Raw genomic sequence first — 26,563 nt, 5'->3', positions numbered from 1 at the left:
GGCTTACGCAACGTTCAGTACGCTTTCCGGCGCATAGGGTTCGTAGCCAAGCGCCTCGGCGACCGGCTTGTTGGTCACGCGGCCCTTGTGAACGTTCAGGCCGTTTCGCAGATGCTTGTCCTCTGCGACTGCGCGCAAGCCGCGATCGGCGAGAGCAAGGCCATACACCAGCGTCGCATTGTTCAGTGCATGCGCGGAGGTGACCGGAACTGCGCCCGGCATGTTGGCCACGCAGTAGTGAACAACTCCATCGACCACATAGGTCGGATCGGAGTGCGTAGTTGGATGGGAGGTCTCGAAGCAGCCACCCTGGTCGATCGCGACGTCGACGATGACGGAGCCTTTCTTCATGCCCGAAAGCATCTCGCGGGTCACCAGCTTGGGGGCCGCGGCGCCGGGTATCAGCACCGCACCGATCACCAGGTCGGCCGAGAACACCTCGTCCTCCAGAGCCTGGATGCTGGAGTAGCACGTGTGGATGCGTCCGCCGAAGATGTCGTCGAGTTGGCGCAGGCGCGGCAGGGACTTGTCGAGGATACTGACATCCGCACCAAGGCCAGACGCTATTTTCGCGGCATGCAGACCGACGACGCCGCCGCCGATAATTGTGACCTTTGCGGGCAGAACGCCTGGCACGCCGCCGAGCAGGATGCCGAGGCCGCCGTTGGCTTTCTGCAGCGCCGTCGCGCCAGCCTGGATCGACAGGCGACCGGCGACTTCCGACATCGGCGCGAGCAGCGGCAAGCCGCCGCGCTCGTCGGTCACCGTTTCATAGGCGATCGCCGTGACGCCAGATGCCAGCAGGCCCTTCGTCTGCTCCGGATCGGGTGCTAGATGGAGATAGGTGTAGAGAATCTGGCCTTCGCGAAGCTGCGCCCATTCGGCGGGCTGCGGCTCCTTGACCTTCACGATCATGTCGCACTTCTCGAAGATATCCTTCGCCGAGGCTGCGATCTTCGCGCCAGCGCCGACATAGGCTGCATCGTCCGCGCCGATCCCGGCGCCGGCCTTTGTTTCGATCCATACCTCGTGGCCGTGGGCGACATATTCACGAACCGACGCGGGTGTCAGACCGACACGATATTCATGATTCTTGATTTCCTTCGGGCAACCGATACGCATTGGCGTTCCTCTCTTTATAGGTCCGCCTAGCGGACTGTTTGCGAGGGAAATCCAATCATCATGCTTGCGAAATGTCCTTGCAAAGAGCAATTGCGCGAACCGTGTTTTTCGAAGATTATTGCAGAAATCAGCAAAACCTCGAAGGTTCTTCGAATGTCTGAACTCGACACTATCGATCTTGCTATTCTGAAGACCCTCCAGTCTACCGCGCGCATCACCAATGCGGACCTTGCCGCCAAGGTAGGTCTCTCGGCCTCGGCCTGTTCCCGGCGGCTCGATATCCTTGAACGAAGCGACGTCATCCTTGGCTACCATGCACATGTCTCGAATAGGGCCCTCGACTACAAGATGATCGCGATCGTGCATATCTCGCTGTCGGGGCAGTTCGCCAAGACACTGTCCGAATTCGAGATAGCGGTGAAGCGCTGTCCGAATGTCCTGGTGTGTTACCTGATGTCGGGCGAATACGACTACATCCTGCGCGTCGCCGCACGCGATCTGGAAGACTACGAGCGCATCCACCGCGATTGGCTCTCCGCGCTTCCGCATGTCGTGAAGATCAATTCGAGCTTCGCGCTGCGCGAGGTCATAGACAGGCCGAATGTCGGTCTCTGATCGTGCGCCTATCGCGTCAATCGGACCCAAGTTTCCATGGCGTCGAAAGAACCTCCGCGATAAGACGACGCCATGAAATCGAAGACGCAAGGCTATATTTTCGTCCTTCTGGCGATCACCATCTTCTCCGTGCAGGATGGCATCTCGAAACACCTCGGGAGCGCTTACCCGCCGGCTTTCGTCACCATGATCCGCTATTGGGCCTTTGCACTCTTTACGATTCTGCTTGCATCAAAGATGCGGGGCGGGCTGGCGGCAACGGCACGCACCAAGCGCCCCGTACTACAGGTTGTTCGCGGCCTCCTTCTTGCGGCTCAGGTCGTGGCGGTCATCAATTGCTTCGCCGTGATCGGCCTGGCGCATTCGCAGGCGATCTTCTCCGGAACGCCGATTCTGATCGCGCTGCTTTCGATGCCCATTCTCGGGGAGCGGGTGGGTTGGCGCCGCTGGACGGCAATCTGCACGGGCCTCATCGGAGTTATGCTGATCCTCAAGCCGGATGGCGGCTTCATCGATCTCAAGCTCTTGCTTGCGATCCTGTCCTGCTTCCTTTTCGCCTTCTACGTCATCGTGACGCGGCTCGTGAGCCGGGATGATTCAGCAATGACGAGCTTTTTCTATACCGGCGTTGTCGGCGGCATCGCCATGACGCTCGTCGGACCGTTCTATTGGACCTGGATGACCGCGTCGGACTGGGGATGGATGGCACTCGTGTGCATGACCAGCATCTCGAGCCACTACTTCCTCATCCGCGCCTACGACATGCTCGATGCAGCGGCCGTGCAGCCGCTGACTTATTTGCAATTGGTCTACGCCTCGATCATCGGCACGAGCATTTACGGCGAGACGCTGAGCTTCAATACGGTCGTTGGTTCGATGATCGTGGTCGCATCCGGCATCTTCACAATATGGCGCGAGCATGTGGTGGGGCGACGAGAGGCAACCCAGGGTTAGATTCCGTTTTTCTCAATATTAAGGACAATCATGAAAGGATTCTCAATCTTTTCTGCCAATACTTCACGTCAGTTATTCTATTGAGAGTCGTATGATGCACAATCTAAATATCATCACTCGCAAGGCCGATCGTAAACCTTGCCGCATATTCGGCAAAGTCCGCTACCTGAACAAGGAGGTGGATGCCCGCATTCTCGATATGTCGGTGACCGGCATGGCAGTCGAAATCAGGGCGCCGCTGCATGCGGCATCGGGCAGCCGGGTGCAGATCCTCACCGAGGACGTCGGTACGCTTCATGGCATCATCCGCTGGTGCCACAACGGACGACTAGGCATTCAGTTCGACCCGAACTCCAACGCGCGGGCTCAGGTCGCCTCCTATTTCCGCTTCTTCCACAAGGAAGTGCGGCCGACACTGACGCGCTAAGCGCCTGTCATTTTAAGGGTTTACTCCTTCGCGGATCATCCTCGTCTTGCCGCGGGCCGGGCGACGCATGATTTTCGAAGGCGTTTTTATGTCTTCCATGCCTGACCTACCGCTACGGCTGTACCAAGTTCAGGCTGGTTCTCTGAGCCTACAAATACGGCGAGGCGCCAGCGCCTCGCCTACTCTGCCGCGAGTGGCATCTCGGGCGGGCGGATATCGCTCAGCGATGCTGTAAAGTCCGCGTGGCTTGGGCATGCGGAAAGCCGGGACCGGAATGCATCGATCATCCATGTAGCCGCCGGGCCTGGTGGATTTGAAATACGCCGCATGGCGTAGATCGGATATTCGCCCTGTTCGTAGGCCTGAAGATCGAGATGGACAAGAGTGCCGCTGGCCAAATCGTCGCGGAGGATCGACGCCGGTAACCCGCCCCAGCCCAAGCCACCACGGATCAGCGCATGTTTGGTCGCAATGTCGCTCACGCGCCAGGTCTTGTAGGACAGCACATTGAAGTCCCGGCCCTTCGTCAGCCCCGATGCGTCGGTAACGACGAGCTGCACCTCCTCGCGCACATCTGCAAGCGTGAGTGGTCGATCTATCGCTGCCAATGGATGAGTGCGAGAAGCGACAGGCATCATGAAGGAATAGCCGATCTTTTCGATCGTGATCGAATCATCCTGCCTGAGCACTGCACCGCCAATGCCGATGGTCGCCTTGCCGCTCAGCACGGCATCCATGACCATGCCAAGCTCGCCGACATTCAAGTTGAGCGCTACCGACGGGAATCTCTCGCGGAACTCTCGCAGCACATCGACCGTCGCCTGGGGCGGCACCATCACGCTGATCGCCACGGAAACCTCCGCTTCCATGCCTTCCTTGAGGCTCTTCACGCGGGCACGCATCACTTGCAAATCGATCAGCAGCCGGCGCGCGTCCTCGAGCATGGCCTTTCCCGCCTCCGTCAGCTTCGGCTGGCGTGCGCCCGACCGTTCGAAAAGCTGCATCTCAAGCTGTGCCTCAAGATTGGCAATCGTGTAGCTGATTACCGATTGGGCTCGGTTGAGCACGCGAGACGCCGCTGAAAAGCTGCCTGTCTCGGCAACCGTCAGGAACACCTGCAACTGGTCCAAAGTGGGGTTCGGCAACATTATCCATCCAATCCATCGATAGCTTTAATCTACATTATCCCAGTTTTTTCGATAGGCAACCCGTCATATCTCTTGTCTCGAACCCTGGGGTCCAGACCTCCCAAACGGATCCCGAAAGCCATAGACGAGAGGAACAACAATCGTGTCGTCCATCCTGCTTCTGACCTCCAGCCCGCGCGCTGAGTCTCTTTCAACCACTATCGCTGCAGACCTCGCAAGCAAGATCCAGGCTCAGCAGCCGGGCAGCGTCGTGGTCCGCCGCGACTTGGCAGCCAACCCGCTCCCGCATATCGACGACCTCTTTACCGCCGCCATCCGCAAGCCGGCAGACGCCCGCACGGCGCAGGAAGCCGAAGCAGTCAAGACTTCCGATAAGCTCGTGGACGAACTACTTGCTGCCGATACCGTCGTCATCGGCACCGGCCTCATCAACTTCGGCATATATTCGTCGTTGAAGACCTGGATCGACAACGTTGCCCGCGCCGGTCGTACCTTCAGCTATACGGAAAATGGCCCAGTCGGCCTTGCCACCGGCAAGAAGGTTTACGTCGTTCTCGCTTCCGGCGGCGTCTACTCCCAGGGTCCGGCTGCGCCGATGAACCACGCGGTTCCCTACCTGAATTCGGTTCTCGGCTTCCTTGGCATCAGCGACATCGAGACCATCTATGTCGAAGGTCTCGCATTCGGCCCTGAAGCTGCAGAGAAGGCAATCGGCGCTGCCAAGGCGCGAGCTGAAGAGATCGCCCTCGCCGCTTAATTTCTGTTTCGTGTAGCAAACTCGTGGGGCGGCCGGCTTTACCGGGCGCCTCTCTCATTGTCTTGCGGGTCGACCAGATAACTGCAACGTCAGCCGACCGCAGCGACACCCGGGCGACCGACAACGCAGTTGCGGCCATTTTTCTTAGCCTGGTATAGCCGTTCGTCAGCAGCAGAAAGCACGGTCGTAAAACTGCCCCCGTCCTCGTCTGCCGTAGCGACTCCGACACTCACGGTTACCGGCTTGCCGTCGGGAGTGCTGACGCTGCTCGCGATTGTCCAGCGCAATCGCTCTGCCAAGCGCAGACCCTCGGCGTGGTCGGTTGCGGAGCATATTGCCACGAACTCCTCTCCACCGAAACGGAACATGCGGTCGCTGGCACGCAGAATCATGCCGAGGCGCGTCGCAATTGCTTTGAGCACCTCATCTCCCTGCAGGTGACCGAACTGGTCGTTGACGTCCTTGAAATGGTCGGCGTCGAGCATGACGACGGTCGCAAGCTGCCCCTGCCGCAGAGACTCCCGAATCATGGTCGGTGCCTCAAGCTCCATGCGCGCCCGGTCAAAAAGTCCCGTCAGGACATCCCTTCCCGTACGGCTCAGCAAGTCGTTAAAGCGCTCCCGGAACGTCAGGTCGCTGATCGGACGCGCGCTGACCGCGACGGCTCCACGGCGAACCCCGATCTCGTAGATGGCGAAGAGGGCCGTATAGATGCCGACGGCGAGCATCTTCGCCTTCCAGCCTGCCCAGAAAGCATCAGCCGGTAGATCGAGGGTTTCCATCAGCCGCCTCGCTTCCCCTCGGCGCACTGCGCCGCCACCGCGGATCGATCCAAATCACAAGCGACCTCGCTCTCCTCATCGGTTGCCGGGTAGCGGCCGTTCTTCCTGTATCCTGACGCACAAAACAGTCCCGCGAACTGCGGACAACAAGATTCACTGCAATACTTAAAATTGGATGAGCGAACGCCCGCTTCAAACACGCGGACGTGCAGGTTTATCGCTTTGGACGGACGGTTTCCGTCAGACCTGGCGCACCTTCGCGCCGTCGCTGAAGAGCGATGAACCGTTCTGATCAATGATTTGCTGGGCCTTGCGCACGGTGCATTCAATCGCATCGTCGGATGAGGAGAACATGTCGGCGCGAATGAAGTTGCGCACCAGGACGTCCTCACCGACTGTCTTTTCGATGCGACCGGCGAGGCGATATTGCCCACCCTCTTTCTGCGGCTCGGCATAGATCGTGCAATCACCGTACAGCAGCGGCTCCGCGGCCACGCCTGCTGCGGTCCCGGCGGGCTTTGCGCCGCCTGAAAACATCGAGAAAATGCTGGAGAATATCGAAGCCATGGTCCGCCTTTATCACGCCGGTTCGCGTCGTCAAAGTTAAATGATGAGGTTTGCCAGGATCTCGTTTTCGGTGATGTCCTCGAAGCCGATGCCCGCATTTTCGAAATTTGCGATCAGCTGGGCAAAGTTCTCGGGCGCCTTGGTTTCGATGCCGATGAGGACGGAGCCAAAGTTGCGCGCCGTCTTCTTCAGGTATTCGAAGCGGGCGATATCGTCTTCCGCACCGAGAAGATTGAGGAAGTCGCGCAAAGCACCGGGACGCTGCGGCATGCGCAGGATGAAATACTTCTTCAGACCCGCGTACCGCATGGCGCGTTCTTTCACATCCGGCAGCCGCTCGAAATCGAAGTTTCCGCCCGAGACGATCGCGACGATCGTTTTGCCCCGGATGGTTTGCGCATCCATCGCCGCGATCGCGGTCAGCGATAAAGCGCCGGCAGGCTCGAGGACGACACCTTCGACGTTCAGCATCTCGCTCATCGTCACGCAGATCGCGTTTTCCGGCATCAGCATGACCTGATCGGCCGGAAAGTCCCTGAGCGCGGCAAAATTCAGATCGCCGATCCGCGCCACGGCGGCACCGTCGACAAAATTGTCGACCTTGGGAAGGGTCACGACCTCGCCGGCCTCGATGCTACGCTTGAGGCTCGGCGCACCCGCGGGCTCGACAAAGACGAATCCGGTTTTCGGCACGATCCTATCGAGATAGCCAGTGGTGCCAGCCGCCAGGCCGCCGCCGCCGACCGGCATGACGACCATGTGCGGTAGGGTTCCCTCCGGCAATTGCTGCAGTATCTCCGCGGCGACGGTTGCCTGTCCCTCGATGATATCGGGGTGATCGAAGGGCGGCACCATGACGCCGTCGATCGCCTCGACATAATCACGTGCGGCCTTGTAGCACTGATCGAAAAAATCGCCCGTCAGCTTGATCGTGATGAACTCGACGCCGAAGATCCGCGTCTTGTCGATCTTCTGCTGCGGTGTAGTCACCGGCATGAACACGACACCCGGCACGCCGAAATGACGGCAGACAAACGCAAAGCCTTGCGCGTGATTGCCGGCGGAGGCGCAGACGAACGTCTTGCCGGCGGCGCCTTCGGCGATTGCCTTGCGGAAGAAATTGAACGCGCCTCGAATCTTGTAAGATCGCACCGGCGACAGGTCTTCGCGCTTCAGCCAGATGTCCGCGCCATAACGTGCGGAAAGGTGGTCGTTGAGTTGCAGCGGTGTTGCCGGAAAGATGCTGCGGATTGCCTCTTCGGCAGCTTCGACATCCTGTCTGGTCACGATCTTGGTTCCTTGCTGTTGCCGCGTTCCGCTATGGCATAGGCTGAGGGTCGAAAGAAGCCCATTTCCGGCCGCAAACGTTCGGTGAACAAACGCTTGGCTGCGAGACCTTCGCGAAAACAGCGATGATAACGCAGTTGTGCGCTGTCAACGCGGCCTCACATCGCGTAGATAGCGGGATGATGATCAATAGACTTGCCAAACCGCTCGCCTGGTTTCTTCTTGCCGGGATTGTTTTCGTTACCGTGTCGCCGATCGGCCTGCGGCCGCACACGGTCACGTCGGTCAATATCGACCGCGCCCTTGCCTATCTCCTCGTCGGCCTCGCCTTTGCACTGGCCTACCCTCGGCACTGGGTGACGGTGGCAACACTCCTCGTAGCAGGGGCTGTCGCCATCGAATATATGCAATATCTGTCGCCAACCAGACACGCACGCTTGCACGACGCCGCGGTAAAGGCCGTCGGAGCATCCTTCGGCGTGCTGGCCGGCTGCATGCTCAACCGCTTCCGTCCGCCCAAGCCGGACGAGCTGCGCCCCGCCGGCGCTGTAAGAGAAGCTCTTGACTGAACCGTTGCGGTCTGTCGGAGGAGACGTGTGCAGGCGCGACGAACCGGTCTGTGGTCCGACAATTCGCAGACGCCATGAGCGCGCCGGTGCAGCTCGGAACGCTTCGCAAAGACTGTATGATTTTAGTGCTCCTGCTGCTGACGCCGGATCCCGTGGTGAAATTACGTCGAGTTCGCCCCGTCAATCGCGGACACTGTTCAAGATGGTATTTTGCAACTCGCTGATGACGTCGTTGCGGATTCAGCTGACGCCTTCGTTGTATGAGCGCCGCCAACCGCCATTGCCATCTTACCGTCAGGGCGCTTGGACACAAAACCGCACTTGGAGCTGTTTTGTCCATTCGCTACGAAATAGTGGGTTGCAGCCAGCGCCGGTAGTGCGCCGAAAACGAGGACTGCAATACTCAGAGCCGTTCTGATGATCATCGCATGACTCCTTTTCGCTATCGCTGGCGGCTTGCTGCCCAGCCAAACGGCTGCTCTTCAGATTGGATTAAGCGGCATTCAGTGCACTCGGGCAACGAAATGAGAATGACTCCGGCGGGTGCTAGAGCCATCATTGAAACGGGTTGGTCCCGGCAGCGAGACTCAGCGGCAGACGCGCATGCTCTCCGTGTGCCATCCGCCATCATAGGCGTTGGGCACGCGTCGGTCTTCGAACCAGCAACGCGGCGGAGGCGGTGGCGGTGGATCGATATAGCGTGGGCCGCTATTATTGACGATTGCACCACCAATGAGACCGCCGATGACGCCGGCCGCCAAACCGCCAACAATGGCATCGCGATTGCCATGATCATGATGCCTGCGCGGTGGTGGCGGAGGCGGGTAGTCGTCGTAACGTGGTCGGCGCCACTCCTGTGCGGAAACGGTTTCTGCTGTGGCGACCATGCTACTGGCTGCTATGACTGCCGCAAGCGCGGACAGGGTGATCTTCTTCATTGCGTCTCCAGTTGAGAACTAACTCATAAGGTTTCCCAACCCATGGAGCACATATGGAGTCATCATGATTAACGCCACATGAACAATATTGGTGGGCATGCAGGACGCCCCGCTTGCCCGCAATCTGCCAATCAACAGGCCGGAAAATTCGATTTATTGACATTATATCAATGCCCTGCCTGTAAGGAGGCGTAGTAGACACAGGAGACTGGTTGCAAAACATCCGCTTGACTGAATCGCTTAACTATCTGAAAGACAAGGCGCGCGGGCGTGGCGAAACTGGTAGACGCAAGGGACTTAAAATCCCTCGGAGTAATCCGTGCGGGTTCGACCCCCGCCGCCCGCACCATGTTGTAAGATATTATGAAATCCGTTCGGCGATAATTTCTGTGACCGTGTGGATTCTAGCGCGGGGGCACGACAGGGGGCACGGAGCGCTGTCTGAACAACGCAGGCCTCCGGTGTCATTGAACAAATAAATGTCTGTCTGCCGCGACCGAAGTCACGGCGCATTCGTTGTTCGGTCTGAGCCGATCATTCGTAATGATGGGGTCGCAGGTTCGAGTCCTGCAAGCGGCACCATAATCTTTTCAATCACTTACGACACGACGCTGGCCCTTTAAGGGCCTGCTAAAATTGGCTCCAGGTCCTTAGTAGGTCCTTAAAGCGACCAGTCTGACTTTTTGTCGACCAAAGAAAAAGCGCGAGACAGCCTGCGCCTCTCGAGTCAGTTGGTGTGCTCCTCGATCCATTCCTTGAGTCGTTCGTATGAGTAGCGGACCAAAGAAGCGGCATTCTTGGCTGATCCGGTGATCTCGGCGGTCTTGCCGTCGATCGCCGCCCGCCCGAAGGCGCAGCTGATCGGCATTTCCTCAGCCGGGATCATCGGCTCTTACTTCCACTCTGTCATGACCGCAGCGGGGTCGAAATGGTCGAAACTTGTCGTTCCGGCGGACCAGTCCGATCGTTTCACCAAGGCTCAGCTTGACGAAATGAAGGTCACGTTGGGCGCGCTATCCCGTCGAAATGATGTGCAAGTGGGGCACGGTCGGCGACAGTCTCTATTCCGAGGATGTCCTCGACGCGGCGTTCGGCACGGTTATCGATGGCACGTCGCACCGCGACGCGGCACTCGACCCGGATCTCGCCTTCGGGCATCTTGATCTCGAGCAGCTTTTCAGCGCTCGACCCTTCGAAAGGCGCGTTGCATGACGACCGAAACCGGCCCTTATCTCGTCTGCTCGATCGATCCTGGCGGCACTGCCGACCCTGCGGCGATCGTCGTGGCAAAGATCAATCGTACCGAGCATATGACCAAGATCAAAGTCCTGCATCTCGACACGCTGAAACCGACAGTGACGCCGATGGCGCATGTCACATTCGCGCAAAACACAATGGCGAAGGCTATGGCGACGTCGGGCACGGCGTTACGAGGTTCATAGTCGACGTCAGCAATAATTCGGCAATCGCGTATTTGCTCGCACAAGCGCTGCCGAGGGACTCGCTCGTTGGCTGCAAGATCATCAACGCCGATAGTCACTCGGCCGGTCTGACTCCGATGCTGATAGGCGACGTCGGCGGTCGCGCGTCATCTATTCCAGTGATGAATTTGAGCCGACGGCAATTGCTGCTCGACGTTGGCGTCGCTTTTCAAAGCGGCGTGCTGTCGCTGCCGCTGACCGATCCCGAACAACAAATTCAAATTCAGGAGCTCAAAAGACAAATGTCGCGGGCCTCGATGAAAGTTACGCCAGCGGGCAGACAGATCGCCGTGATCGACCGCGGTCACGACGACATCCTCATGGCGCTGGCGCAGCTGCTGGCGGGGACGAAACTGCCAGCTCCCCGAAATGCGCGCAGGAGCAGTGGTGAGAGGACGACTCTCAGTTCTGCGGCATGGACTTGACCATGGGAGGATGGATGAAACGGGCTTATTGAGTCGGTCAAAGAGGGCGCGATTACTCTCCAATAACACAGACCGCAAGTCGCATTGTCCCCGGAAAATAGTGCGTCCTACTGAAAAAACGGCCATCGACACGATCGCTGACTTACTGGCCGAGGCGGGCTATTTTTCCAGTGCGGACACCTTTCACCCGGATGGCATTCTTTGGCATGCTTAGCAGAAGATCTGCCCCAAACCGACATCAGAACCGCCCGTCCCAAAGCCCAAGGCAACTCGGTGGCCTTGGCCAAAACCGAAACGAAAGCCACCGGAATTGCGTATAGGACGAGGAACAAGCCGGATAGTCGGGGGGCCCACCCTGGCAGCTACCTGGCTCGTGCATGTCACAATTACTTTTGTTTGGCAGCTGGCAGCAAGTCTTTGGCATCATTTCGCAAGACGCGGACGAAACGTAGTGCCATAGGTGCCAAGCAGTGGCAGGATAAGGCGCTGGCCAGGTCGAGCGGGACCATTCCCAATTAACCTCTTTGCGAATTAATGGACGGCCCGAAACCGAGGCCAACTTGCAACCCTGACGATACGCTGCTTTGATGCAAGCCGAGTGCGTGGAGCAAGGGATGTCCCTCAGAAATCGCATTCCGGTGCTACCTATTGCGATCGGCATTGTGGGGCTTCCGTTGCCACCTCCCGACGAAAACTGACAGAAAGAGAACCATGAGTGAAAAACTGGATGCGGCACAATCTAGGACCGAACTCAAGACGCTGATCGACATCTCGATCGAAGGATGGCGGTTTGCACGTATTCTGGGCCGTCTTCTTTCCAAACTCGAAGCGGAAGAAGCCCCACGCTACGCCAACCAGGCCCGCTATTTCCTAAAAAGAATCGATGATGGACTTGGGGGGCTCGGAATGCGCATCGTCAGTCTCGAAGGACAACCTTACGATCCGGGAATGGCCGTTTCGGCTCTGAATATCTCAGACTTCGCTCCAGACGATCATTTGGTCGTTGATCAGATGATCGAGCCGGTGGTCATGGGTACCGAGGGGTTAGTACGAGGTGGAACGGTGATGCTTGCAAAGGCGGCCCAGCAATGAAGACCTATATCGGAATCGACCTGGGTACGACCAACAGCGCAATTAGTGTCTATGACGGCGAGAACCTGCGTCTTTTCAAAAGTCCCGATCAGAACGACGTTACACCCTCCGCGATTTTTATAGACAAGCGCGGCAACAAATACGTAGGCAACCGCGCGTATGAGCAAGCAGCGCGCAGCCCGGAGAGCTCAGCAAAACTCTTCAAGCGTCTGATCGGCACCGGTACCCCGGTAAAACTATCGGCGGTCGACCTTGTGATGACACCAGAAGAGTGCAGTGCCGAAATCTTACGCACGCTGTTCGGTTACCTTCCTGAGGAGCTCCGTAACGATCCCGATACAGGAACCGTTATCACCGTTCCTGCTGCGTTCAATCAGATGCAAAAAGATGCGACGATGTCGGCCGCCGAATTGGCGGGACTCGGTAAGGTCGCCCTCATGCAGGAGCCGGTCGCTGCCGTCATGAGCGTTATGCGTAAGCGTAAGGCTGATGGCATGTTTCTGATATACGATCTAGGCGGAGGCACGCTCGACATTGCCATCGCGCAAAGCATCAATGGGCGTGTTAGTCTCCTGGCCCACGGCGGCATTGAAATGTGCGGCGGCCGCGATTTCGATCGTGATCTTCTGTACAACGTGGTTACGCCATGGCTTGTTAGCAAGTTCGACCTGCCTGAGGACTTCTCCGCGCAAGGGCGTTATAAGATCCTCCACCATATGGCCCTCTGGGCCGCCGAAAAGGCAAAGATCGAACTGTCCTCGAGCGAGGAGGCTGTGATTGCGCTTGATGACAGTGAACTGCGAGTTAAGGACGCGTCGGGTGAAGACATCTATCTGGACATTTCGATCACGCGCTCTTTGTTTAACAGCTTGATCGCGCAGAAGGTCGAGGAGTCAATTGCCGCAGCCCGAGAAACGATTGAGAAGGCAGGACTTACTGCTCACGACATCGGCCACGTCGTTTTCGTTGGAGGCCCCACGCAATACAAACCTCTTCGCGACAAAGTCGCCTTCGAACTGGGGATCGCCGCTTCCAACGAAGTTAATCCAATGACCGCAGTCGCGGAAGGTGCTGCACTCTTCGCGGAGTCCATCGATTGGTCCACGCAAAACCGTGGCCGCAAAAGCGGTCGCGGCTCCCTCGCTGCTGGAGGCGTGCTGAATCTGTCGTTCACCTATCAGGCACGTACACCGGACACCAGAGCCAAGGTCGTCGCCAAGCTCGGCGGAGTGGCGGCCGATGGAACCGCTTTTCAGATCGACAGTCTCGATACTGGCTGGTCATCGGGACGAGTTGCCATCAAAGACGGGGCTACAATTGAAGTTCCTTTGGCCAAAGCAGGAGAAAATACATTTAAGGTTTTCGTCTTCGACGCCGCCGGCGGGCCATTAAAACTTCTCCAGGATAAGATCTCCATTTCTCGCACCGCCGCGCAAATCGACGCCATTCCTGCCTCTCACTCGATCGGCGTAGAAGCCCTTGCGAAGATCGGCGGTCGGTCGGTTGTCGACTATCTCGTGCATGAGGGCGACCAGTTGCCGAAGAAAGGTAAGAAGACCTATAAGGCGCTCGAGTCGTTGCGCGCAGGAGCCGCCGGATCCATCAAGTTCAAGCTCTGGGAGGGCGACATTGAGGACCCCATTACAGACAACCGGTTCATCGGTATGCTGGCGGTTAAGGGTTCCGATTTTTCTGACGGCGTAATCGCGAAGGGCGCAGATCTTATCATCGAATACGAGGTCCTCGACTCAGGCGGAATCGTCCTTGAAATTACCGTTCCCTCTATCGGCGCCTCGTTCAACAGTGGAAGGAACTTTTACTCCCGCCAAGAAGGTCAGATCGACTATACAAATGCAGCGAAACGGTTAGGCGAGGAGACGGAGCGCGTGGGCGACCGACTTCACGAAATCGCGTCGAAAGTCGAAGACCCGAAGCTGGATCAGGCTCGCGAGCGCTTAGAGCGCGCTGCCCTGACTAAGGCCGAGGAGGGTGACCCGGAAACCGCTAAGCAGGCGATGGACGACATCCAAGAGGCTAAGAGACTGCTGGCCCAGGCACGCAAGGAGCACCTCAAGGTCATCCGACAGCTAGAACTCGACAAGGTTATCGGATTTTTCGAAGATAGAGTGCGAGAGCACGCCCGCCCCGCTGATGCAAGTTCGTTCGACAATCTTGCCAAGACGGCCCAACGATCAATTTCCAACAACAGCGGCGATTTCGAATCGCACTTGGATCAACTACGCGGTAAGAGCTTCGCAGTTCTTTGGCGCCAAGACTGGTTCGTTATTGACCGCTTCAACTGGCTTGCCGAGGATGCATTCCTTTTCCCAGATTCGACACTACACAGCGAACTTTGCTCGAAGGGGAGCCAAGCGCTTCAGGCGGGCGATATAGACAAACTGCGAGACGTAGTGTTCGATCTCGATTCGGCCCGTATCGGCACCGCAGGTGATGACGACATGATCGCCAACTCCAACATTCTGATGAGCTGACATGGCTATCGAAAGTTGGTTTCCAATCGGGTTCGAACTGCCAGACGGAGCCTGCTGCGGCCGTGCGCAGCACGGCACAAAAAGCTGGCAGATTTTGGAGACTCCCGGAGGCGGTTGTGCGTTGGTTGCCAAGAGCGAACTTGTAGCCAAGTGGGTTGGATCCGGGCTGATTGAAGAAGGAGACCTCCATAAATTCTCCTTCGGCTCTGAAAACTTCTGTGAGATTTCATGTGGCTCGATTCATCTGCTCGCTCCAGTCTCCAGGTGTCGTTCGCCGGGGAGCAAGAGTGAAGCTCTTGCCTTCGCTGCCGCCCTTCGCGACACACGGGCGATCGACCGAGAAAGTCCGCTCCAAGACGCTGTCTACGTTGAGAAAATCAGTCGTCTTTTGCCTTCCTATGAGATGACCGCCCGGCTAGAGGATGACGTGGTTTTGGGCTTCTGGCTGACCGGGGGGGTCCCGGTGTCGGTCATGTCCTTCCGAAGGCTGCACCAAATCGTCTCTTGGCTCGAATCAAAGCACCTACGTCAGGTTATCGACGCGGCAGGCTTCGAGGTGATCGAGCCGGCGTCGAGGGAGCCGCCAGCGGGGCCAATTGCCGATGGGCAGGGCGGCTCCGGTAGTCAAAAGCCTAGAGCCAATTACTCAACCTTTGCCGATGGGCTCTTCGAGCTCCCGGGGCGACCGGAGCTCCAGGACTTCTTCAACGAGCACGTGATCGACATCATCCACAACAGGGAACGCTACGAGACCTTCGGGGTGAGTTTCCCGGCTGCAATCGTATTACACGGGCCGCCCGGCTGCGGAAAGACCTTCGCCGTCGAACAATTGATTGAATATCTCGGTTGGCCGAGCTTTCAAATTGACTCATCGAGCGTCGCGAGCCCGTACATTCATGAGACAAGCAGGAAAGTGGCGGAGGTATTCGACAAAGCTATGCAAAATGCTCCATCGGTTCTGGTAATCGATGAAATGGAGGCGTTTCTGGCCGACCGCGAGACTGGAGTTGGTGGAAGTCATCACCGCGTAGAAGAGGTCGCGGAATTTCTCCGGCGCATCCCAGAGGCAGCGAAGAATCAGGTTTTGATAGTAGCGATGACCAACAGGGTTGAGATGATAGACTCAGCAATAATGCGTAGGGGCCGCTTCGATCACATTATCAAGGTCGATTTCGCTAGCAATGAGGATGTTTTAGCGTTGCTTGAAAAGCTTCTGGCAAGTCTACCCAGAGACAAGTCAGTCGATCCCACGCCACTGGCGAAGAAACTCACGGGCCGACCCTTATCTGATGTCACATTCATCGTCCGTGAGGCAGCTAGGCTCGCAGCACGTTGCGGCGCTAGCGAACTCAGCCAGGAATATCTCCTTGCGGCACTGGAGAGCGCTCCATCGAGAACTGAGCAACTTCCCGGCAGGCGTATGGGGTTCGTCTGATGGAAGTATAGCACAAAAGGGGTTGCGCAGCGCTTAACCCGCATTCTCGAATATCGTCGCCGAACGCCGAGTGGCCGGCGTGGGTGCTAGAGGGCCGAATCCGAAAATTTAGCGCGTCTCAACGGCTTTGAAGTCGGACTTGCTACTGGAAAGATACTAATGATGAAACCGAAGACAGCGTTGCATGCGAACCCTTTTTGTCTGCTGGAGGTCACTACCCGAGACGACAGCCGAAAGATCGTTGAGGCCGCCGAAGAGCGTTCATTGTTCCTCGATCATGACGCTTGCCAACAGGCCCGCTCTAATTTGACTAGCCCGCGGACGCGGCTTTCAGCTGAGCTAGCCTGGATGCCCGGCGTGGCACCCGCGATGGCCCAGAAACTGATCGACGCCATCTCTGAAAGCGCACCCTCCGTCCGCTCAGATAGCAGGCTCCCCACGCTCGCTCGCGCAAATCTCATGGTAGCCGCCTCAGAATTTATGAAAGACGACCTGTCCGCCGAGTCCGCGGCAAGGTTCATCCAGGATTTCGCCGGTGTAGTCGAGTCCATAGACGCTAGTGACGTGCTACGCGACATCAACGCCGACAGGGCGATTTCAGGATTCGCGGAAGTGACCGCAAAGGCGATTGAAGACGGACTGACAGATCGGCTTAAGGCATATCGCGTCGCACTTAAAAACATGCTCGACGATATGGGGTCGCAGAAGATGGTCGAAACCATGACCCGCGCGGTTTCGGCGGCGACGAACGACGGAGAAGATCACGGTCCCGCCCTGCTCGATGAACTAGTCGACACTTATGAGGTCGAGGCTCAAGGCTTCCTTCAGAAGGAATACGAGAATCTCGAGGCGTTGGTTAAAAGCGCAAGGGCCGCAGCTTTGCAAGGCCAACAAGCAGTCTCGAATGTTCTGGATAGGTTAGAGAAGGTGGTTCGAAACTGGGATCGCGTAGCACAGCCAATCCAAGTCAGCGCCAAATCACGGGGCATGAAGCATCGCCAAAGCGACGGCATCGCTTGGGAACTTCGAAGCCTGGGTATCGATCTCTACAATGATCATGATATGATCGATCAGGCGCATAGAATTACCGTGTTGCTGCGCGATGTTTTCGCGGAACTGCCCGATGTGGCAGAGCAACTCAACCTAGACGCACAGGCAATCGAGGGTGTCAGGCAAAAGGCCGCGGAACTTGAGCGCAATAACGCTGAATGGGCTCGCGATATCACCTTCCGGGCGGAGGTCGGTAAAATATTCAAGGATGAACTTGCAATTTCAGCGGATGGAATTCGTTGGAAGGGTAATACTTTTGCATTAGACGCAGTCACGCGTGTACGCTGGGGTGGCGTTAAGAAATCAGTGAACGGCGTCCCGGTGGGAACCTCCTACACTATTGCGTTCGGCGACAATCGGTCCGAGCAGGTTGTGTCGCTGCAAAGGGAAGCGACATATGCTGGGTTTACCTCAGCTCTTTGGCGTGCGGTTTGCGTCCGTCTTATGCTCGAAATGATAGATAACCTGTCTCAGGGGCGCTCCCTTTCCTTTGGGGACATTACAATCGAAGATGCGGCCGTGACGCTGACCAGGCACAAGCTACTTGGATCAAATCAGAAAGTGCGCCTTAGCTGGAATGAGGTCTCCGTATGGAGTGCCGATGGCAATTTTGTTATCGCCAAACAGGGCGACAAGAAAACGTATGGATCAGCCTCCTACATTTACACGGCGAACGCCCATATCCTCGAACATATTGTTCGCGGCACCTTCAAGAAGGGCGCCTCGAAGCTCAGTGACTATTTGGCAAATTAATGATTGTGGATTCGGACAAGGGTTTTTCTGGACTCGACTCAATGGTTTCAGATGTCGATGTTCCCGCACGTGCGCCGACGCAGCCGCATACTGAATTCGATGAAGGCGCTGTGAATGTGCCCAAGGAAAGCCAAGAGCCGCAGTGGGTATACCGATTCAAATCTGGTCATTCAGGACAATCGTTCAAGAGTTGGTGGTCTATCGGCATCGTGTTGGTCGCCTTCATCGCTTGGATACTTGGATAAGCAGTTCGCAGAATAGTTCTTGTCGTGTGTCTAGTTTCACGTCGGACATAACGACAAACGATACCTCGTGTATCAGGCTGACCTCGACCAGCTTGTGGTTGGGTCGTCTCTAGTGGTTGCTTTCCGCTGCCGAAGGTTTGTGGTTTGCAGCCAGCTCTCTTGATGACGCAGCACGGATACATCATTTGTGGCTACTGCGAGGCAGCGCACCGAAGCTCCGTAACTATTAAGGAATAATGACGATGAAATCCGACAAGGAGCGAAAGGGCTTTTCTGGACTCGACTCGATGGTTTCAGATGTCGACGTCCCCAGTGCCCCGCTGACCCAACCGAAAACGGTTGAGGATATGGATGCAGCCCCGGTGTCCAAGCAAAGCATGGAGGCGACGGGGATCTACCAAGACAAATCCGGACAGTCATACCGAAAGTGGTGGATTGGCGGCATAGTACTCGTTGCCTTTGCTGCCTGGCTCAATCATTTGGACAATAAGGCAAAACCTGCGCCGCAGGTTCAACCGCAACCTCAGACCGAGCCCCAGCCCCAGCCCCAGCCCCAGCCCCAGCCCCAGCCCCAGCCCCAGCCCCAGCCCCAGCCCCAGCCCCAGCCGGCGTCCGCGAGCGATATGACTTGCCGGAGCAAGAAGGGCAAGACCTACCATGTGTCCTGGGTTACCCCTGACTACATTCAGATGAGTACCAAGACCTATTACGTGGATAAGGCCACCTCGATCAGTGCCAGTGGCCCATGGTCCCTTACCGGGAAGACGAAGTACGGCTACTACGAGGCAGTCTTCGGCGGCCCATTCCAACACATCTATTATTGGAACGACAAAGGGGAGAGTGTCGTGGATAGTTGCTGGTGAAAGGTGCGGAACGCACGCAAAACTGCTTAGCATATGTCGAGGTGTGGGTGCAGGTGTCCCAGAATCTTCGGCGTCCTCAGATCACTGTTGCTGGCTACCACCAAGCTGCCGGCACCTGGAGCGGCAGACGCGCACGAGAAGACATCCGCCGATTGGATCTGCGACATGGACTTGACCAGAAGAGGACGGATGACACCTCTGAATGGCACAGATCCCACGTCACACCGCATTGATCATTCAATCCGCAAATAGGCTCAACCTCATCGTGACCTTTACTGGCGAACCTCCGGCTGTCGGTAGTCTTCGTCGGCCGTGACGGGAGGTTCCATTGGGCGCTCTGGTAGAACGACAATGACGAATAACCTCGCGACGCCATCAGCGGCAGGTCGAACGCAGACATGATGTCGACCACGACGCCGGCCAGTGCATCCTTTTCGAGCCATAGCTCGACATAAGCGTCGGCATCGCCAATCCCCGTTTTTCCTTTTTTGAACCGCTTGGCGTCCCAGATCTTTCGGCGAGTGCTGCGGCGCGAAGAGCGCGATCGGCGCGGCGTCGGACAGCCCGACCGGTCTCCAAATGACCCACGCGAAGTCCTGCTTCGGGCTCGCGGTCGATTGCGTCTCCGACCACATCGGCCGGGCACCCAAATGGCAGATCGCCGCTATACGTCCGCTCTGGAACAATCCGATTCGGCGTCGATCACCCTTGCCACATAGCGCCGGCGCCAACAGCGCAACCCAGGTATGCGGCGCCGCGGCAAGTAGCGATACGGCGACCTACTCGACCGACGGATTCTGGAACGGCGGGTTGGTGACGACAAAGCCATAACCAAGCGGCACAGACTTGATCGCTAGCGCGGCGCAGCACTCCCAGCCGATCGCCGCCGGGTTTAACCCCAGCTTCCGCAGTGCCAACATAAATCGTCGCCGATGAACGGCTCAAAGCTGAAATAGGCTTCCCTGCGGTACTCGATCGCAGCCGGATTGGACCGATGCGCTGGTCGCCTTGCGGGACGTTGGGGTGGTTCATCCGCGCGCCTCCGTTTTTCCGCAACGAGAAAAGAGAGAAGGACACGGCCTTTCAGCCCTGTCCTTCACCACCCATTGGTTTCCCGCCCGCCCACCACGGCGGTCGATCAGTCCAGAGGACCGATCGAAGGGAACCGAGACGACGGTAGGAGATTTGCGGATGTAGTTCAAGGCTGGCTCTTCCTCACGAGTGGCGTGTTACGTCGATTGATGATGGCGGTAATCCCATCTGCTCCCTCAGGAGCTTATTCAGCTCACGATCGATCTCGATGAGCTCGGAGCCAGACGCAGTTTTCTGCTTCTCGCGAAGCTGCGCCAACTCTCCGTCCATCACTCAGCTCGAGGGTGCCGGCCCGCGTCTCCGAGTCCCCGTCGCGATAGCCGTTGCGCTGGGCCGGATCGTTGCCTATTTATTCCTGAACTTTTTTGCTAGAGATTCGACGGAACAGTTTTCCAGCGAAAATAAATGGCAGCGCTAGCAAGAATGCACCTTTCTTGAGAAGGGCAACAATTAGGATGCCTATACCTACAGTAGCAGCCTTGCCATACTTGACGCCAAGCACGGTAGCCAACACACCCAGCCCACCATAGGCTGCAACTTTGTCACCCGGATTGTAAGCTGCGTAACTTGTAGTCGCGTCAGGCTTGTATGTAGAGACCGCTTGATCAACTACTTTCTTGACACCAGCTTCATCCAGGTCGTTTGCTACCGGGACGATATTCGCTACTATATAGCCTTGGCGATCCAACAACATGACCTTAATATTGGTGGATGGCGCTCCATCAAAACGCATATCGAATGCGTAGTAGATGAGGCCGCGTTGCCTGTCTGCCTTGGGATAGGAACGCCAGCCAATAAACTCGACAGATTTTCCGAGTGCTTTACTTTGCGCTTTTGCGTCTTCTCTTAAGCCGTCTGTGATTGCTTTAATACTTTCATCTGCGCCATCCGCAAAGAAGTCGTCAAGCTTGACGTAGCCGTCGCTGACTGGCTTGGAGAAAAATAGGGTGTCAATATCGAGCCCCATATTGAACACTGCTTGATCAATACTTTTGCACCCAGAATCATCCCATCCCGATTCTTTCTTGACGAAGGCACAGGTTTCTCCGTCGCTTAGACGAACCGCATTTAGGCCAATAGGAGAAATTGCGCCCCTGTCTAGTCTTATCGGCTGCGTAAAATTTATAGGGTGATACTCGTCTGCTGTTGCATTGGCGATTGCCGGTACTGTCAATACAACGGCATTCATCATCATGATCATTGCGATATTATCGCGAAGATTTTTGCTTATCTGCACTGTATTTGCCCTTTCGTTAGGCTCGGGATTCCGCCCGGGTGACCAAGGGCGCGCGTATGAGCCGGGTTGGCATGGCGGTTGCCTAGGCTGCCGCGGCCTTGTTCAGGTATAGCCAAGTAGATCAAAGTAGATCGCTGATAGCGATCAGGCTGCGGTCCCGGATTTTCTAGGATCGGTGCAATCGCTAGGATTTACTCGAGCACCCGCGCTTTATATACTAAGAGCTCAAGGAGCGGTTGCCTTTGGCTGCCAATCTTGTGTGCTGAGACGCCAATTGAGTGTCGTGCAGTCCCGAAAATGCCTTCGTACGCCTGAATTTTGCAAGCAGGAAATCCAAGATTGGGGCAGCGTCAGGCTCCCGAAGCGTCGGCTTGCTGATGAAATATGATGCTGCGTAGGATCCCGGCGAGGTTGGCAGGCTGTCTTCGCGATACCAAGCTTCGGTAGCGGACACCTTCCGAGCCGTGGTTTTGCTTTTCAGCCAAGTTCATATACTGCAGCGTTGTCCTGCACCTCACGCAATCCCTTGTAGGATGCATGCCGCAGCTTTCCGTCATGCGTCCATGCGCGGTATTCGATCTCGGCAATTAGCGTCGGCTGCACCCAAACGAGATTCTTGCGTACGCCGCGATATTCGACGGGCGGAGTTTTGCGCTTAATGCGGTCAAGCGTCTTCCGCAGATACTCCGCACTCCGCTCATTGAAGCCGGTACCGACCGAGCCGACATACACCCAGTCGTCGCCCTTGCGGGCTGCAAGCATTAGGCTCCCAATGCCGCCGCGCGCAGCCATCGAGTGCTCGTAGCCGACGATCATGAAGCTTTCGCTCTGGATGCACTTCACCTTCACCCAGTCGCCGAACCGGCCGGAGCGATAGGAACTGTCGCGGTCTTTGGCTATGATTCCTTCGAGGCCGTGCGCGCAGGCAGCGCTGAAGATCTCACCGCCGTCCCGTCGATCTCCTCAGAGATCCGGATGGAGCCCTCCTCCCCACGCAGGAGCGATTCCAAAAAGAACCGCCGGGCCGATAGCTCCATGCTCCTGATGTCGTGCCCGTCGAAGTAGAGTGAGCGATGGGGTGGACGCTCCCACTCAACCGTCGGCTTCGGAGCGGGCGCGCGAACCCTCGCTAAAATGCCGATTGGGTGAATTGGCGGGGACCCTTTTTGCCAACCCCACCCCGCCTGCCGAAAGACCACCGGGACGGCGGCCCGCCTGTCTTCTGGTTGGTCATCGAGGCTTCAATGGACCAATGCGGCTCGGCCGCCCACTCCTCGAACATCCAGGTGTAAGACCGCAGATGATGCCAACTCGCAACAGTGACAGCCGAAAGGGACGGCGTGGATCGCCGAGCATTGACCCATCTGTATCTATCGATTTTTATGTCGCGGCCGAGTGCAATTAGTTCGCGTCTGGTGGGGATGCCCGCGCGGACGCAGCGATTTGGGGAGGGGTCGTGGCCTACGGTCGGATCATCCGAGTAACCGTTAGCTATACTACGCGGTCGGCGACCGTACTCATGACTTTTGTCGCAGTATGCGTCTTGTGCGCCCCGCAATCCGCGCGCGCCCAATGCGCCACATCCCCTAATGGTGGCGTTCTGCAAAGTGGTGGGGCACCCTGCACAGTTGGCCCTGTAACTGTTGACTTTGGCACAGCCATCGATGCGTCGAACAGTGCAAACGTCACGGCAAACGGCGCGGTGACTGCGCACGGCTTCGGAACAGGGATCAATGCCACAAGCAACGCCATTGTCACGGTAAACGGTCCGGTAACAGCCAGCGGTAGAGGGTTGAGCGCCAGCAATGGTGGTCAGATCGTAGCGAACCATATCCGATTGCAGAATGACAGCGGCGGTGGTGCGATAGCCATGATCGCTGACAACGCCACGATCCTGGCAAATGGCATCACTGTGATTTGGTCCAACGGCGGCGGCCAGAGCCTTGTGCAGTCCATGGCGGGAGGGCTTATTCGATTTACGACCGGTTCGTCGCTCACGATCCTCGGCGGCGGCTTTCCGTCGGCGCTATTGGCAAATGGCGCGGGGAGCCACATCATCGCCGACGGCCTGTCTCTGTCGATGGGTGGTTCGGGTGGCACTACGGCGGCCAAGGCGCAGGCCGGCGGCAATATTCAGCTTACTTCCGGCAGCATCACGTTTTCTGGAGGAGGCGGCAATATCGGTCTCTCGGCGACAGGCGCCAACAGCTCGATTACGGCAGACGGCGTAAATATTATGGTGGGCACCGGGGGCAATGATGTCGGTGCCAATGCCGAGACAGGCGGGCATGTGACGCTTACTGGCGGTAGTGTTTCCATTCGGGGCGTCGGTGGGGGAGAGGATGGACTTCGGGCGACAGGCGCCGGCAGCCTGATCACCGCAAGCAATGTGGCCATCAACGTCACAGGAAGCGGCGGGAATGCAGGTGCCCACGCAGTGAATGGCGCCGGCATCGAGACAACAGGCGGCTCAGTTTCCGTCGGAAACGGCGCGGGCGGCCTTCTGCAGAATGGTGGCAGCGTAACAATGGCCGCCACCAACGTGACAGCATCGGGGAATGGCGGCTTCGGGTTTCTTTTCAACAATGGCGGTAATGCGAACACTTTGGGGTACAGTAATGGAACAATCACGGCCAGCAGTGCATCCTTTTCAGTGCAGGGCGCCGCGGCCAACATCGGCCTCACTAACACGACAGCGACGTCGAACAATAACACCCTTCTCGATACCAACTCAGGCAATACGATTTTCGACGCGCATGGATCGACATTGCGTGGGGTGATCACGACAACAACGAACAGCACCAGCGCAGTCACTCTCGAACAAAATACCATTTGGTCGATGACTGGCAACTCGACGGCGACCACCGTTACCAATAGTGCCAGCCAGATCGTCTATACCACGCCGACCGGGGACCCGACGCAACTGTCGAGCTACAAGACGCTGACTGTCGGCAACTACGTCGGCGCCGGTGGTCAGATCGCCCTAAACACCTATCTCGGAACCGATGGATCACCATCGGACCGGTTGGTGATCGACGGGGGCGCGGCGTCCGGTACGACCCGCATGAGCTTTACCGATACGGGTGGCGGCGGCGCTCTAACAAGCGGTGACGGCATTCTGGTTGTCGATGCCACAAGGGGCACCACCGAGCCGCGTGCCTTTGCCGGATTTGCGGCCGCAGGCCCCTACGACTACCTTCTCTTTCGTAGCGGTTCGACGCCCGGCAGCGAAAGCGACTGGTTTCTGCGCAGCAATCTTCAGCCGGGGCCAGGTCCTGGGCCAAACCCCGAACCACCGGGCCCAGGACCTGGACCGAACCCCGAACCGCCGGCACCCCCGGGACCGCCGGTACCGCGATATCGCCAGGAAGTTTCGCTGTATGCGGCAATGCCGGTATTGGCCACGATCTATGGCCGCAATATGATCGACACGCTGCACGAAAGGATAGGCGGCGACGCCCAACTGCTGGGTCCGGGCAAGCACGATAGCCCCGACGGAATGTGGGGCAGGATCATCGGTTACCAGGGTCATCACGACGGTGACCCCGTCGGCATCTACGGTCGCGACGGCCCGGCGTTCGACTATGACTTCGGCGCGATCCAGAGCGGCCTCGACCTCTATCGTAACGAGTACACGAACGGCCAGCGCGACAATGCCGGCCTCTATCTGGCGGTCGGCCGGGCCAATGCCGACGTCGAACACAATATCCTAGGACGTACCTTCCGGGGCGGTGAGGACAAATTCAATGCCGTCAGCGTTGGCGGCTACTGGACCCGGTTCGGCGAGAACAACTGGTATCTTGACGGCGTCCTGCAGGGAACCTGGTACGACATGGATATGACGGCCAGGCGGGGTTTGCGCGACGGTAAAACGAATGGGTTTGGTTTCGCTGCCTCACTTGAGGGCGGCTACCCGTTCTCCATCGGCAACGACTGGTTGCTTGAGCCACAAGCCCAGATCATCTACCAGACCCTCAATATCAACGACTTCAATGACGGCGCGGCCGATGTCGGCTACTCCAACACCAATTCATTTGACGGTCGGATCGGTGCCCGGGTGGCGCGCGATTGGGATGTCGAAGGCGACCCGACGCGAAAGTTTACGCTGTGGCTACGGGCGGATCTCTGGCACGAGTTCCTCGGCGACCCGACGACGGAGTTCTCGTCGGCCCACGGGGCGGTCCCCTTTACCGCCGATCTCGGAGGCAGTTGGGCAACGCTGGGCATCGGCGCCGCCACGCAGATCTCCGACGCTACGAGCCTCTATGGCAACATCAACTACCAGACCAGCCTCAACGGCAATGCCGATGCATGGGAGGGAAAAGTCGGACTGAAGGTCCGGTGGTAGACTATTGCCCGAGAAGGTATGAGGTGTGTTTAACAAAGGCCGACCGTTCCAATCAGAAAACCACGTCGCGAAAGCATAAAAAACCTCCAAGTTGCACACGCATCTGGGAGGGCTGGACGACCTATTGTTGCCCCAACGGCGCCACATCGTCGTACCACCGTTGCCGGTCAAGGCTGGTTGGAGGGGCCGAGGCCTCAGAGTTCTCAGTCCTATCAGGTAAAACGTGCGTCCATGGGCTTCCCTGAGGCCGTTTTCAAAATGCCGGGTGTGTGTGATGGAGGGGACCTTCGAGGAAAGGTCTCTCTTCTGTCAAACAAACTGAATCGAGGGAAAGTGCCAAGCCACAGCTGTTAGGCATCAAACTGTCGGGAACGGGTAGACCTCGCTGGCGCAATTTCAACTCACCATCGATCAAAGCCGCGCTCTCTGTCTTCAACCGCATATCGCATTGCCTGCTCCCTGCTGCACCCCAGCCTTTGCATGTGGTTGTCAATAAGCGACTGCCGCTGTGCCTTTGCCATTGCCGCAAAGACCGCTCTGAAGCGTCTCTCGCTCTCTGAGCGATTGTCCAATCTTAATGGGGGACGGCCCATCCTCTGGAGCAGCGGTGCGAGCAAACAGAAGGCGAAGAAGCCTGCACCTGCGCCAACAACAGCAGCCATCACATATTGCATTGCGCCACTCCAGCAACCGAGGAGAGTATCGGTAAAGTCAAATTCTGCGACAAGCTGCAACGTCGAAGAGGCTTACCGTCGCCTTAACGCCCCCTACTCGACTAATCTCGCTGCGGCAGGACCACGGCTCCCACCCATGCCTTATACCCCATACGTATGCTTTGAAAAATACAACCGGCAGTGTCATTATCCCTTGACGTGGTTAAGGGG

At 57.5% G+C, this 26,563-nt stretch carries 22 protein-coding genes, 1 tRNA gene and 3 pseudogenes; 16 read left to right on the top strand and 10 right to left on the bottom strand.

Going from position 1 to position 26,563, the window contains the following annotated elements:
* Positions 1 to 3: 3 nt before the first annotated feature.
* Positions 4 to 1,122: an alanine dehydrogenase gene (gene ald / locus AC1D2R_RS29420; RefSeq protein WP_477973019.1), complete on the bottom strand. Its 1,119-nt coding sequence runs from the start codon at positions 1,120 to 1,122 to the stop codon at positions 4 to 6.
* 153 nt (positions 1,123 to 1,275) lie between these two features.
* Here ald and AC1D2R_RS29415 point away from each other — a divergent pair, with 153 nt between their 5' ends.
* From AC1D2R_RS29415 to AC1D2R_RS29405, 3 genes and pseudogenes are all read left to right on the top strand, one after another.
* Entirely contained in the window at positions 1,276 to 1,737 is a 462-nt protein-coding gene (locus tag AC1D2R_RS29415; protein ID WP_477973017.1) for an Lrp/AsnC family transcriptional regulator, read from the top strand.
* Between the two features lie 72 nt (positions 1,738 to 1,809).
* Positions 1,810 to 2,691, top strand: coding sequence for a DMT family transporter (locus AC1D2R_RS29410; protein WP_477973015.1), 882 nt, complete (start codon positions 1,810 to 1,812; stop codon positions 2,689 to 2,691).
* A gap of 91 nt (positions 2,692 to 2,782) precedes the next feature.
* Positions 2,783 to 3,109 (top strand): annotated as a pseudogene (locus tag AC1D2R_RS29405) (PilZ domain-containing protein); the annotation flags it as partial.
* Between the two features lie 188 nt (positions 3,110 to 3,297).
* On the opposite strand, the gene AC1D2R_RS29400 reads toward AC1D2R_RS29405, so the two are convergent.
* Entirely contained in the window at positions 3,298 to 4,266 is a 969-nt protein-coding gene (locus AC1D2R_RS29400) for a LysR family transcriptional regulator (RefSeq protein ID WP_477973013.1), read from the bottom strand.
* A 142-nt stretch (positions 4,267 to 4,408) separates the two neighbouring features.
* Here AC1D2R_RS29400 and AC1D2R_RS29395 point away from each other — a divergent pair, with 142 nt between their 5' ends.
* Positions 4,409 to 5,023, top strand: coding sequence for an FMN-dependent NADH-azoreductase (locus AC1D2R_RS29395; protein WP_477973011.1), 615 nt, complete (start codon positions 4,409 to 4,411; stop codon positions 5,021 to 5,023).
* An 89-nt stretch (positions 5,024 to 5,112) separates the two neighbouring features.
* Here AC1D2R_RS29395 and AC1D2R_RS29390 read toward each other — a convergent pair.
* From AC1D2R_RS29390 to ilvA, 3 genes and pseudogenes are all read right to left on the bottom strand, one after another.
* A pseudogene (locus AC1D2R_RS29390) lies at positions 5,113 to 5,796 on the bottom strand (GGDEF domain-containing protein); the annotation flags it as partial.
* Positions 5,797 to 6,045: 249 nt separating this feature from the next.
* Positions 6,046 to 6,372 carry an HlyU family transcriptional regulator gene (locus AC1D2R_RS29385; protein WP_477973009.1) on the bottom strand — a complete coding sequence of 109 codons (327 nt, stop codon included), beginning with the start codon at positions 6,370 to 6,372 and terminating at the stop codon, positions 6,046 to 6,048.
* Between the two features lie 36 nt (positions 6,373 to 6,408).
* Positions 6,409 to 7,659, bottom strand: a complete 1,251-nt coding sequence (ilvA, locus tag AC1D2R_RS29380) for a threonine ammonia-lyase (protein ID WP_477973007.1) — start codon at positions 7,657 to 7,659, stop codon at positions 6,409 to 6,411.
* 179 nt (positions 7,660 to 7,838) lie between these two features.
* On the opposite strand from ilvA, the gene AC1D2R_RS29375 reads away from it, so the two are divergent.
* The gene (locus AC1D2R_RS29375; RefSeq protein ID WP_477973005.1) at positions 7,839 to 8,228 is read left to right on the top strand and encodes a VanZ family protein; all 390 of its coding nucleotides are present in this window, start codon (positions 7,839 to 7,841) and stop codon (positions 8,226 to 8,228) included.
* A gap of 587 nt (positions 8,229 to 8,815) precedes the next feature.
* Here AC1D2R_RS29375 and AC1D2R_RS29370 read toward each other — a convergent pair.
* On the bottom strand, positions 8,816 to 9,166 hold the full coding sequence (locus AC1D2R_RS29370; RefSeq protein ID WP_477973003.1) for a hypothetical protein: 351 nt from the start codon (positions 9,164 to 9,166) through the stop codon (positions 8,816 to 8,818).
* Between the two features lie 264 nt (positions 9,167 to 9,430).
* Between AC1D2R_RS29370 and AC1D2R_RS29365 the strand changes: the two genes are divergently transcribed.
* Positions 9,431 to 9,515: transfer RNA gene (locus tag AC1D2R_RS29365), tRNA-Leu, on the top strand.
* Between the two features lie 378 nt (positions 9,516 to 9,893).
* Here AC1D2R_RS29365 and AC1D2R_RS29360 read toward each other — a convergent pair.
* Positions 9,894 to 10,052, bottom strand: coding sequence for a hypothetical protein (locus AC1D2R_RS29360; protein WP_477973001.1), 159 nt, complete (start codon positions 10,050 to 10,052; stop codon positions 9,894 to 9,896).
* Between the two features lie 140 nt (positions 10,053 to 10,192).
* Here AC1D2R_RS29360 and AC1D2R_RS29355 point away from each other — a divergent pair, with 140 nt between their 5' ends.
* From AC1D2R_RS29355 to AC1D2R_RS29315, 9 genes are all read left to right on the top strand, one after another.
* Positions 10,193 to 10,378 carry a hypothetical protein gene (locus AC1D2R_RS29355; protein WP_477972999.1) on the top strand — a complete coding sequence of 62 codons (186 nt, stop codon included), beginning with the start codon at positions 10,193 to 10,195 and terminating at the stop codon, positions 10,376 to 10,378.
* Positions 10,375 to 10,608, top strand: a complete 234-nt coding sequence (locus AC1D2R_RS29350) for a hypothetical protein (protein WP_477972997.1) — start codon at positions 10,375 to 10,377, stop codon at positions 10,606 to 10,608. The genes AC1D2R_RS29355 and AC1D2R_RS29350 overlap by 4 nt, the downstream gene beginning before the upstream one ends.
* Positions 10,609 to 10,724: 116 nt before the next feature.
* Positions 10,725 to 11,072: a hypothetical protein gene (locus AC1D2R_RS29345; RefSeq protein ID WP_477972995.1), complete on the top strand. Its 348-nt coding sequence runs from the start codon at positions 10,725 to 10,727 to the stop codon at positions 11,070 to 11,072.
* A 711-nt stretch (positions 11,073 to 11,783) separates the two neighbouring features.
* Positions 11,784 to 12,164: a hypothetical protein gene (locus AC1D2R_RS29340; RefSeq protein WP_477972993.1), complete on the top strand. Its 381-nt coding sequence runs from the start codon at positions 11,784 to 11,786 to the stop codon at positions 12,162 to 12,164.
* Positions 12,161 to 14,656, top strand: a complete 2,496-nt coding sequence (locus AC1D2R_RS29335) for an Hsp70 family protein (RefSeq protein ID WP_477972991.1) — start codon at positions 12,161 to 12,163, stop codon at positions 14,654 to 14,656. The genes AC1D2R_RS29340 and AC1D2R_RS29335 overlap by 4 nt, the downstream gene beginning before the upstream one ends.
* A 1-nt stretch (position 14,657) precedes the next feature.
* Positions 14,658 to 16,091 (top strand): ATP-binding protein, encoded by a 1,434-nt coding sequence (locus AC1D2R_RS29330; RefSeq protein ID WP_477972989.1) that lies wholly within the window; start codon positions 14,658 to 14,660, stop codon positions 16,089 to 16,091.
* A 162-nt stretch (positions 16,092 to 16,253) separates the two neighbouring features.
* The gene (locus tag AC1D2R_RS29325) at positions 16,254 to 17,894 is read left to right on the top strand and encodes a hypothetical protein (RefSeq protein WP_477972987.1); all 1,641 of its coding nucleotides are present in this window, start codon (positions 16,254 to 16,256) and stop codon (positions 17,892 to 17,894) included.
* Positions 17,894 to 18,139 (top strand): hypothetical protein, encoded by a 246-nt coding sequence (locus AC1D2R_RS29320; protein ID WP_477972985.1) that lies wholly within the window; start codon positions 17,894 to 17,896, stop codon positions 18,137 to 18,139. The genes AC1D2R_RS29325 and AC1D2R_RS29320 overlap by 1 nt, the downstream gene beginning before the upstream one ends.
* A gap of 242 nt (positions 18,140 to 18,381) precedes the next feature.
* Positions 18,382 to 19,002 (top strand): hypothetical protein, encoded by a 621-nt coding sequence (locus AC1D2R_RS29315; RefSeq protein ID WP_477972983.1) that lies wholly within the window; start codon positions 18,382 to 18,384, stop codon positions 19,000 to 19,002.
* 779 nt (positions 19,003 to 19,781) lie between these two features.
* Here the strand turns inward: AC1D2R_RS29315 and AC1D2R_RS29310 are convergent.
* The 3 genes and pseudogenes from AC1D2R_RS29310 to AC1D2R_RS29300 all read right to left on the bottom strand — a co-directional run.
* Positions 19,782 to 19,922, bottom strand: coding sequence for a hypothetical protein (locus AC1D2R_RS29310; RefSeq protein WP_477972981.1), 141 nt, complete (start codon positions 19,920 to 19,922; stop codon positions 19,782 to 19,784).
* Positions 19,923 to 20,443: 521 nt separating this feature from the next.
* Positions 20,444 to 21,331, bottom strand: a complete 888-nt coding sequence (locus AC1D2R_RS29305) for a DUF2167 domain-containing protein (protein ID WP_477972979.1) — start codon at positions 21,329 to 21,331, stop codon at positions 20,444 to 20,446.
* A 477-nt stretch (positions 21,332 to 21,808) separates the two neighbouring features.
* A pseudogene (locus AC1D2R_RS29300) lies at positions 21,809 to 22,398 on the bottom strand (ATP dependent DNA ligase); the annotation flags it as partial.
* A gap of 803 nt (positions 22,399 to 23,201) precedes the next feature.
* On the opposite strand from AC1D2R_RS29300, the gene AC1D2R_RS29295 reads away from it, so the two are divergent.
* Entirely contained in the window at positions 23,202 to 25,679 is a 2,478-nt protein-coding gene (locus tag AC1D2R_RS29295) for an autotransporter family protein (protein WP_477972977.1), read from the top strand.
* Positions 25,680 to 26,563 lie beyond the last annotated feature (884 nt).

This window comes from Rhizobium sp. P1_C7, from assembly GCF_056406295.1.
This window is presented reverse-complemented; position numbering and strand designations above follow the sequence as displayed.

What these genes read in the sequence shown, in the direction of transcription:
- ald (WP_477973019.1), bottom strand. Translation starts at nt 1,122, where the DNA reads ATGCGTATCGGTTGCCCGAAGGAAATCAAGAATCATGAATATCGTGTC.
- AC1D2R_RS29415 (WP_477973017.1), top strand. Translation starts at nt 1,276, where the DNA reads ATGTCTGAACTCGACACTATCGATCTTGCTATTCTGAAGACCCTCCAG.
- AC1D2R_RS29410 (WP_477973015.1), top strand. Translation starts at nt 1,810, where the DNA reads ATGAAATCGAAGACGCAAGGCTATATTTTCGTCCTTCTGGCGATCACC.
- AC1D2R_RS29400 (WP_477973013.1), bottom strand. Translation starts at nt 4,266, where the DNA reads ATGTTGCCGAACCCCACTTTGGACCAGTTGCAGGTGTTCCTGACGGTT.
- AC1D2R_RS29385 (WP_477973009.1), bottom strand. Translation starts at nt 6,372, where the DNA reads ATGGCTTCGATATTCTCCAGCATTTTCTCGATGTTTTCAGGCGGCGCA.
- AC1D2R_RS29375 (WP_477973005.1), top strand. Translation starts at nt 7,839, where the DNA reads ATGATGATCAATAGACTTGCCAAACCGCTCGCCTGGTTTCTTCTTGCC.
- AC1D2R_RS29370 (WP_477973003.1), bottom strand. Translation starts at nt 9,166, where the DNA reads ATGAAGAAGATCACCCTGTCCGCGCTTGCGGCAGTCATAGCAGCCAGT.
- AC1D2R_RS29360 (WP_477973001.1), bottom strand. Translation starts at nt 10,052, where the DNA reads ATGATCCCGGCTGAGGAAATGCCGATCAGCTGCGCCTTCGGGCGGGCG.
- AC1D2R_RS29355 (WP_477972999.1), top strand. Translation starts at nt 10,193, where the DNA reads ATGATGTGCAAGTGGGGCACGGTCGGCGACAGTCTCTATTCCGAGGAT.
- AC1D2R_RS29350 (WP_477972997.1), top strand. Translation starts at nt 10,375, where the DNA reads ATGACGACCGAAACCGGCCCTTATCTCGTCTGCTCGATCGATCCTGGC.
- AC1D2R_RS29345 (WP_477972995.1), top strand. Translation starts at nt 10,725, where the DNA reads ATGCTGATAGGCGACGTCGGCGGTCGCGCGTCATCTATTCCAGTGATG.
- AC1D2R_RS29340 (WP_477972993.1), top strand. Translation starts at nt 11,784, where the DNA reads ATGAGTGAAAAACTGGATGCGGCACAATCTAGGACCGAACTCAAGACG.
- AC1D2R_RS29335 (WP_477972991.1), top strand. Translation starts at nt 12,161, where the DNA reads ATGAAGACCTATATCGGAATCGACCTGGGTACGACCAACAGCGCAATT.
- AC1D2R_RS29330 (WP_477972989.1), top strand. Translation starts at nt 14,658, where the DNA reads ATGGCTATCGAAAGTTGGTTTCCAATCGGGTTCGAACTGCCAGACGGA.
- AC1D2R_RS29325 (WP_477972987.1), top strand. Translation starts at nt 16,254, where the DNA reads ATGAAACCGAAGACAGCGTTGCATGCGAACCCTTTTTGTCTGCTGGAG.
- AC1D2R_RS29320 (WP_477972985.1), top strand. Translation starts at nt 17,894, where the DNA reads ATGATTGTGGATTCGGACAAGGGTTTTTCTGGACTCGACTCAATGGTT.
- AC1D2R_RS29315 (WP_477972983.1), top strand. Translation starts at nt 18,382, where the DNA reads ATGAAATCCGACAAGGAGCGAAAGGGCTTTTCTGGACTCGACTCGATG.
- AC1D2R_RS29310 (WP_477972981.1), bottom strand. Translation starts at nt 19,922, where the DNA reads ATGTTGGCACTGCGGAAGCTGGGGTTAAACCCGGCGGCGATCGGCTGG.
- AC1D2R_RS29295 (WP_477972977.1), top strand. Translation starts at nt 23,202, where the DNA reads ATGATCGCTGACAACGCCACGATCCTGGCAAATGGCATCACTGTGATT.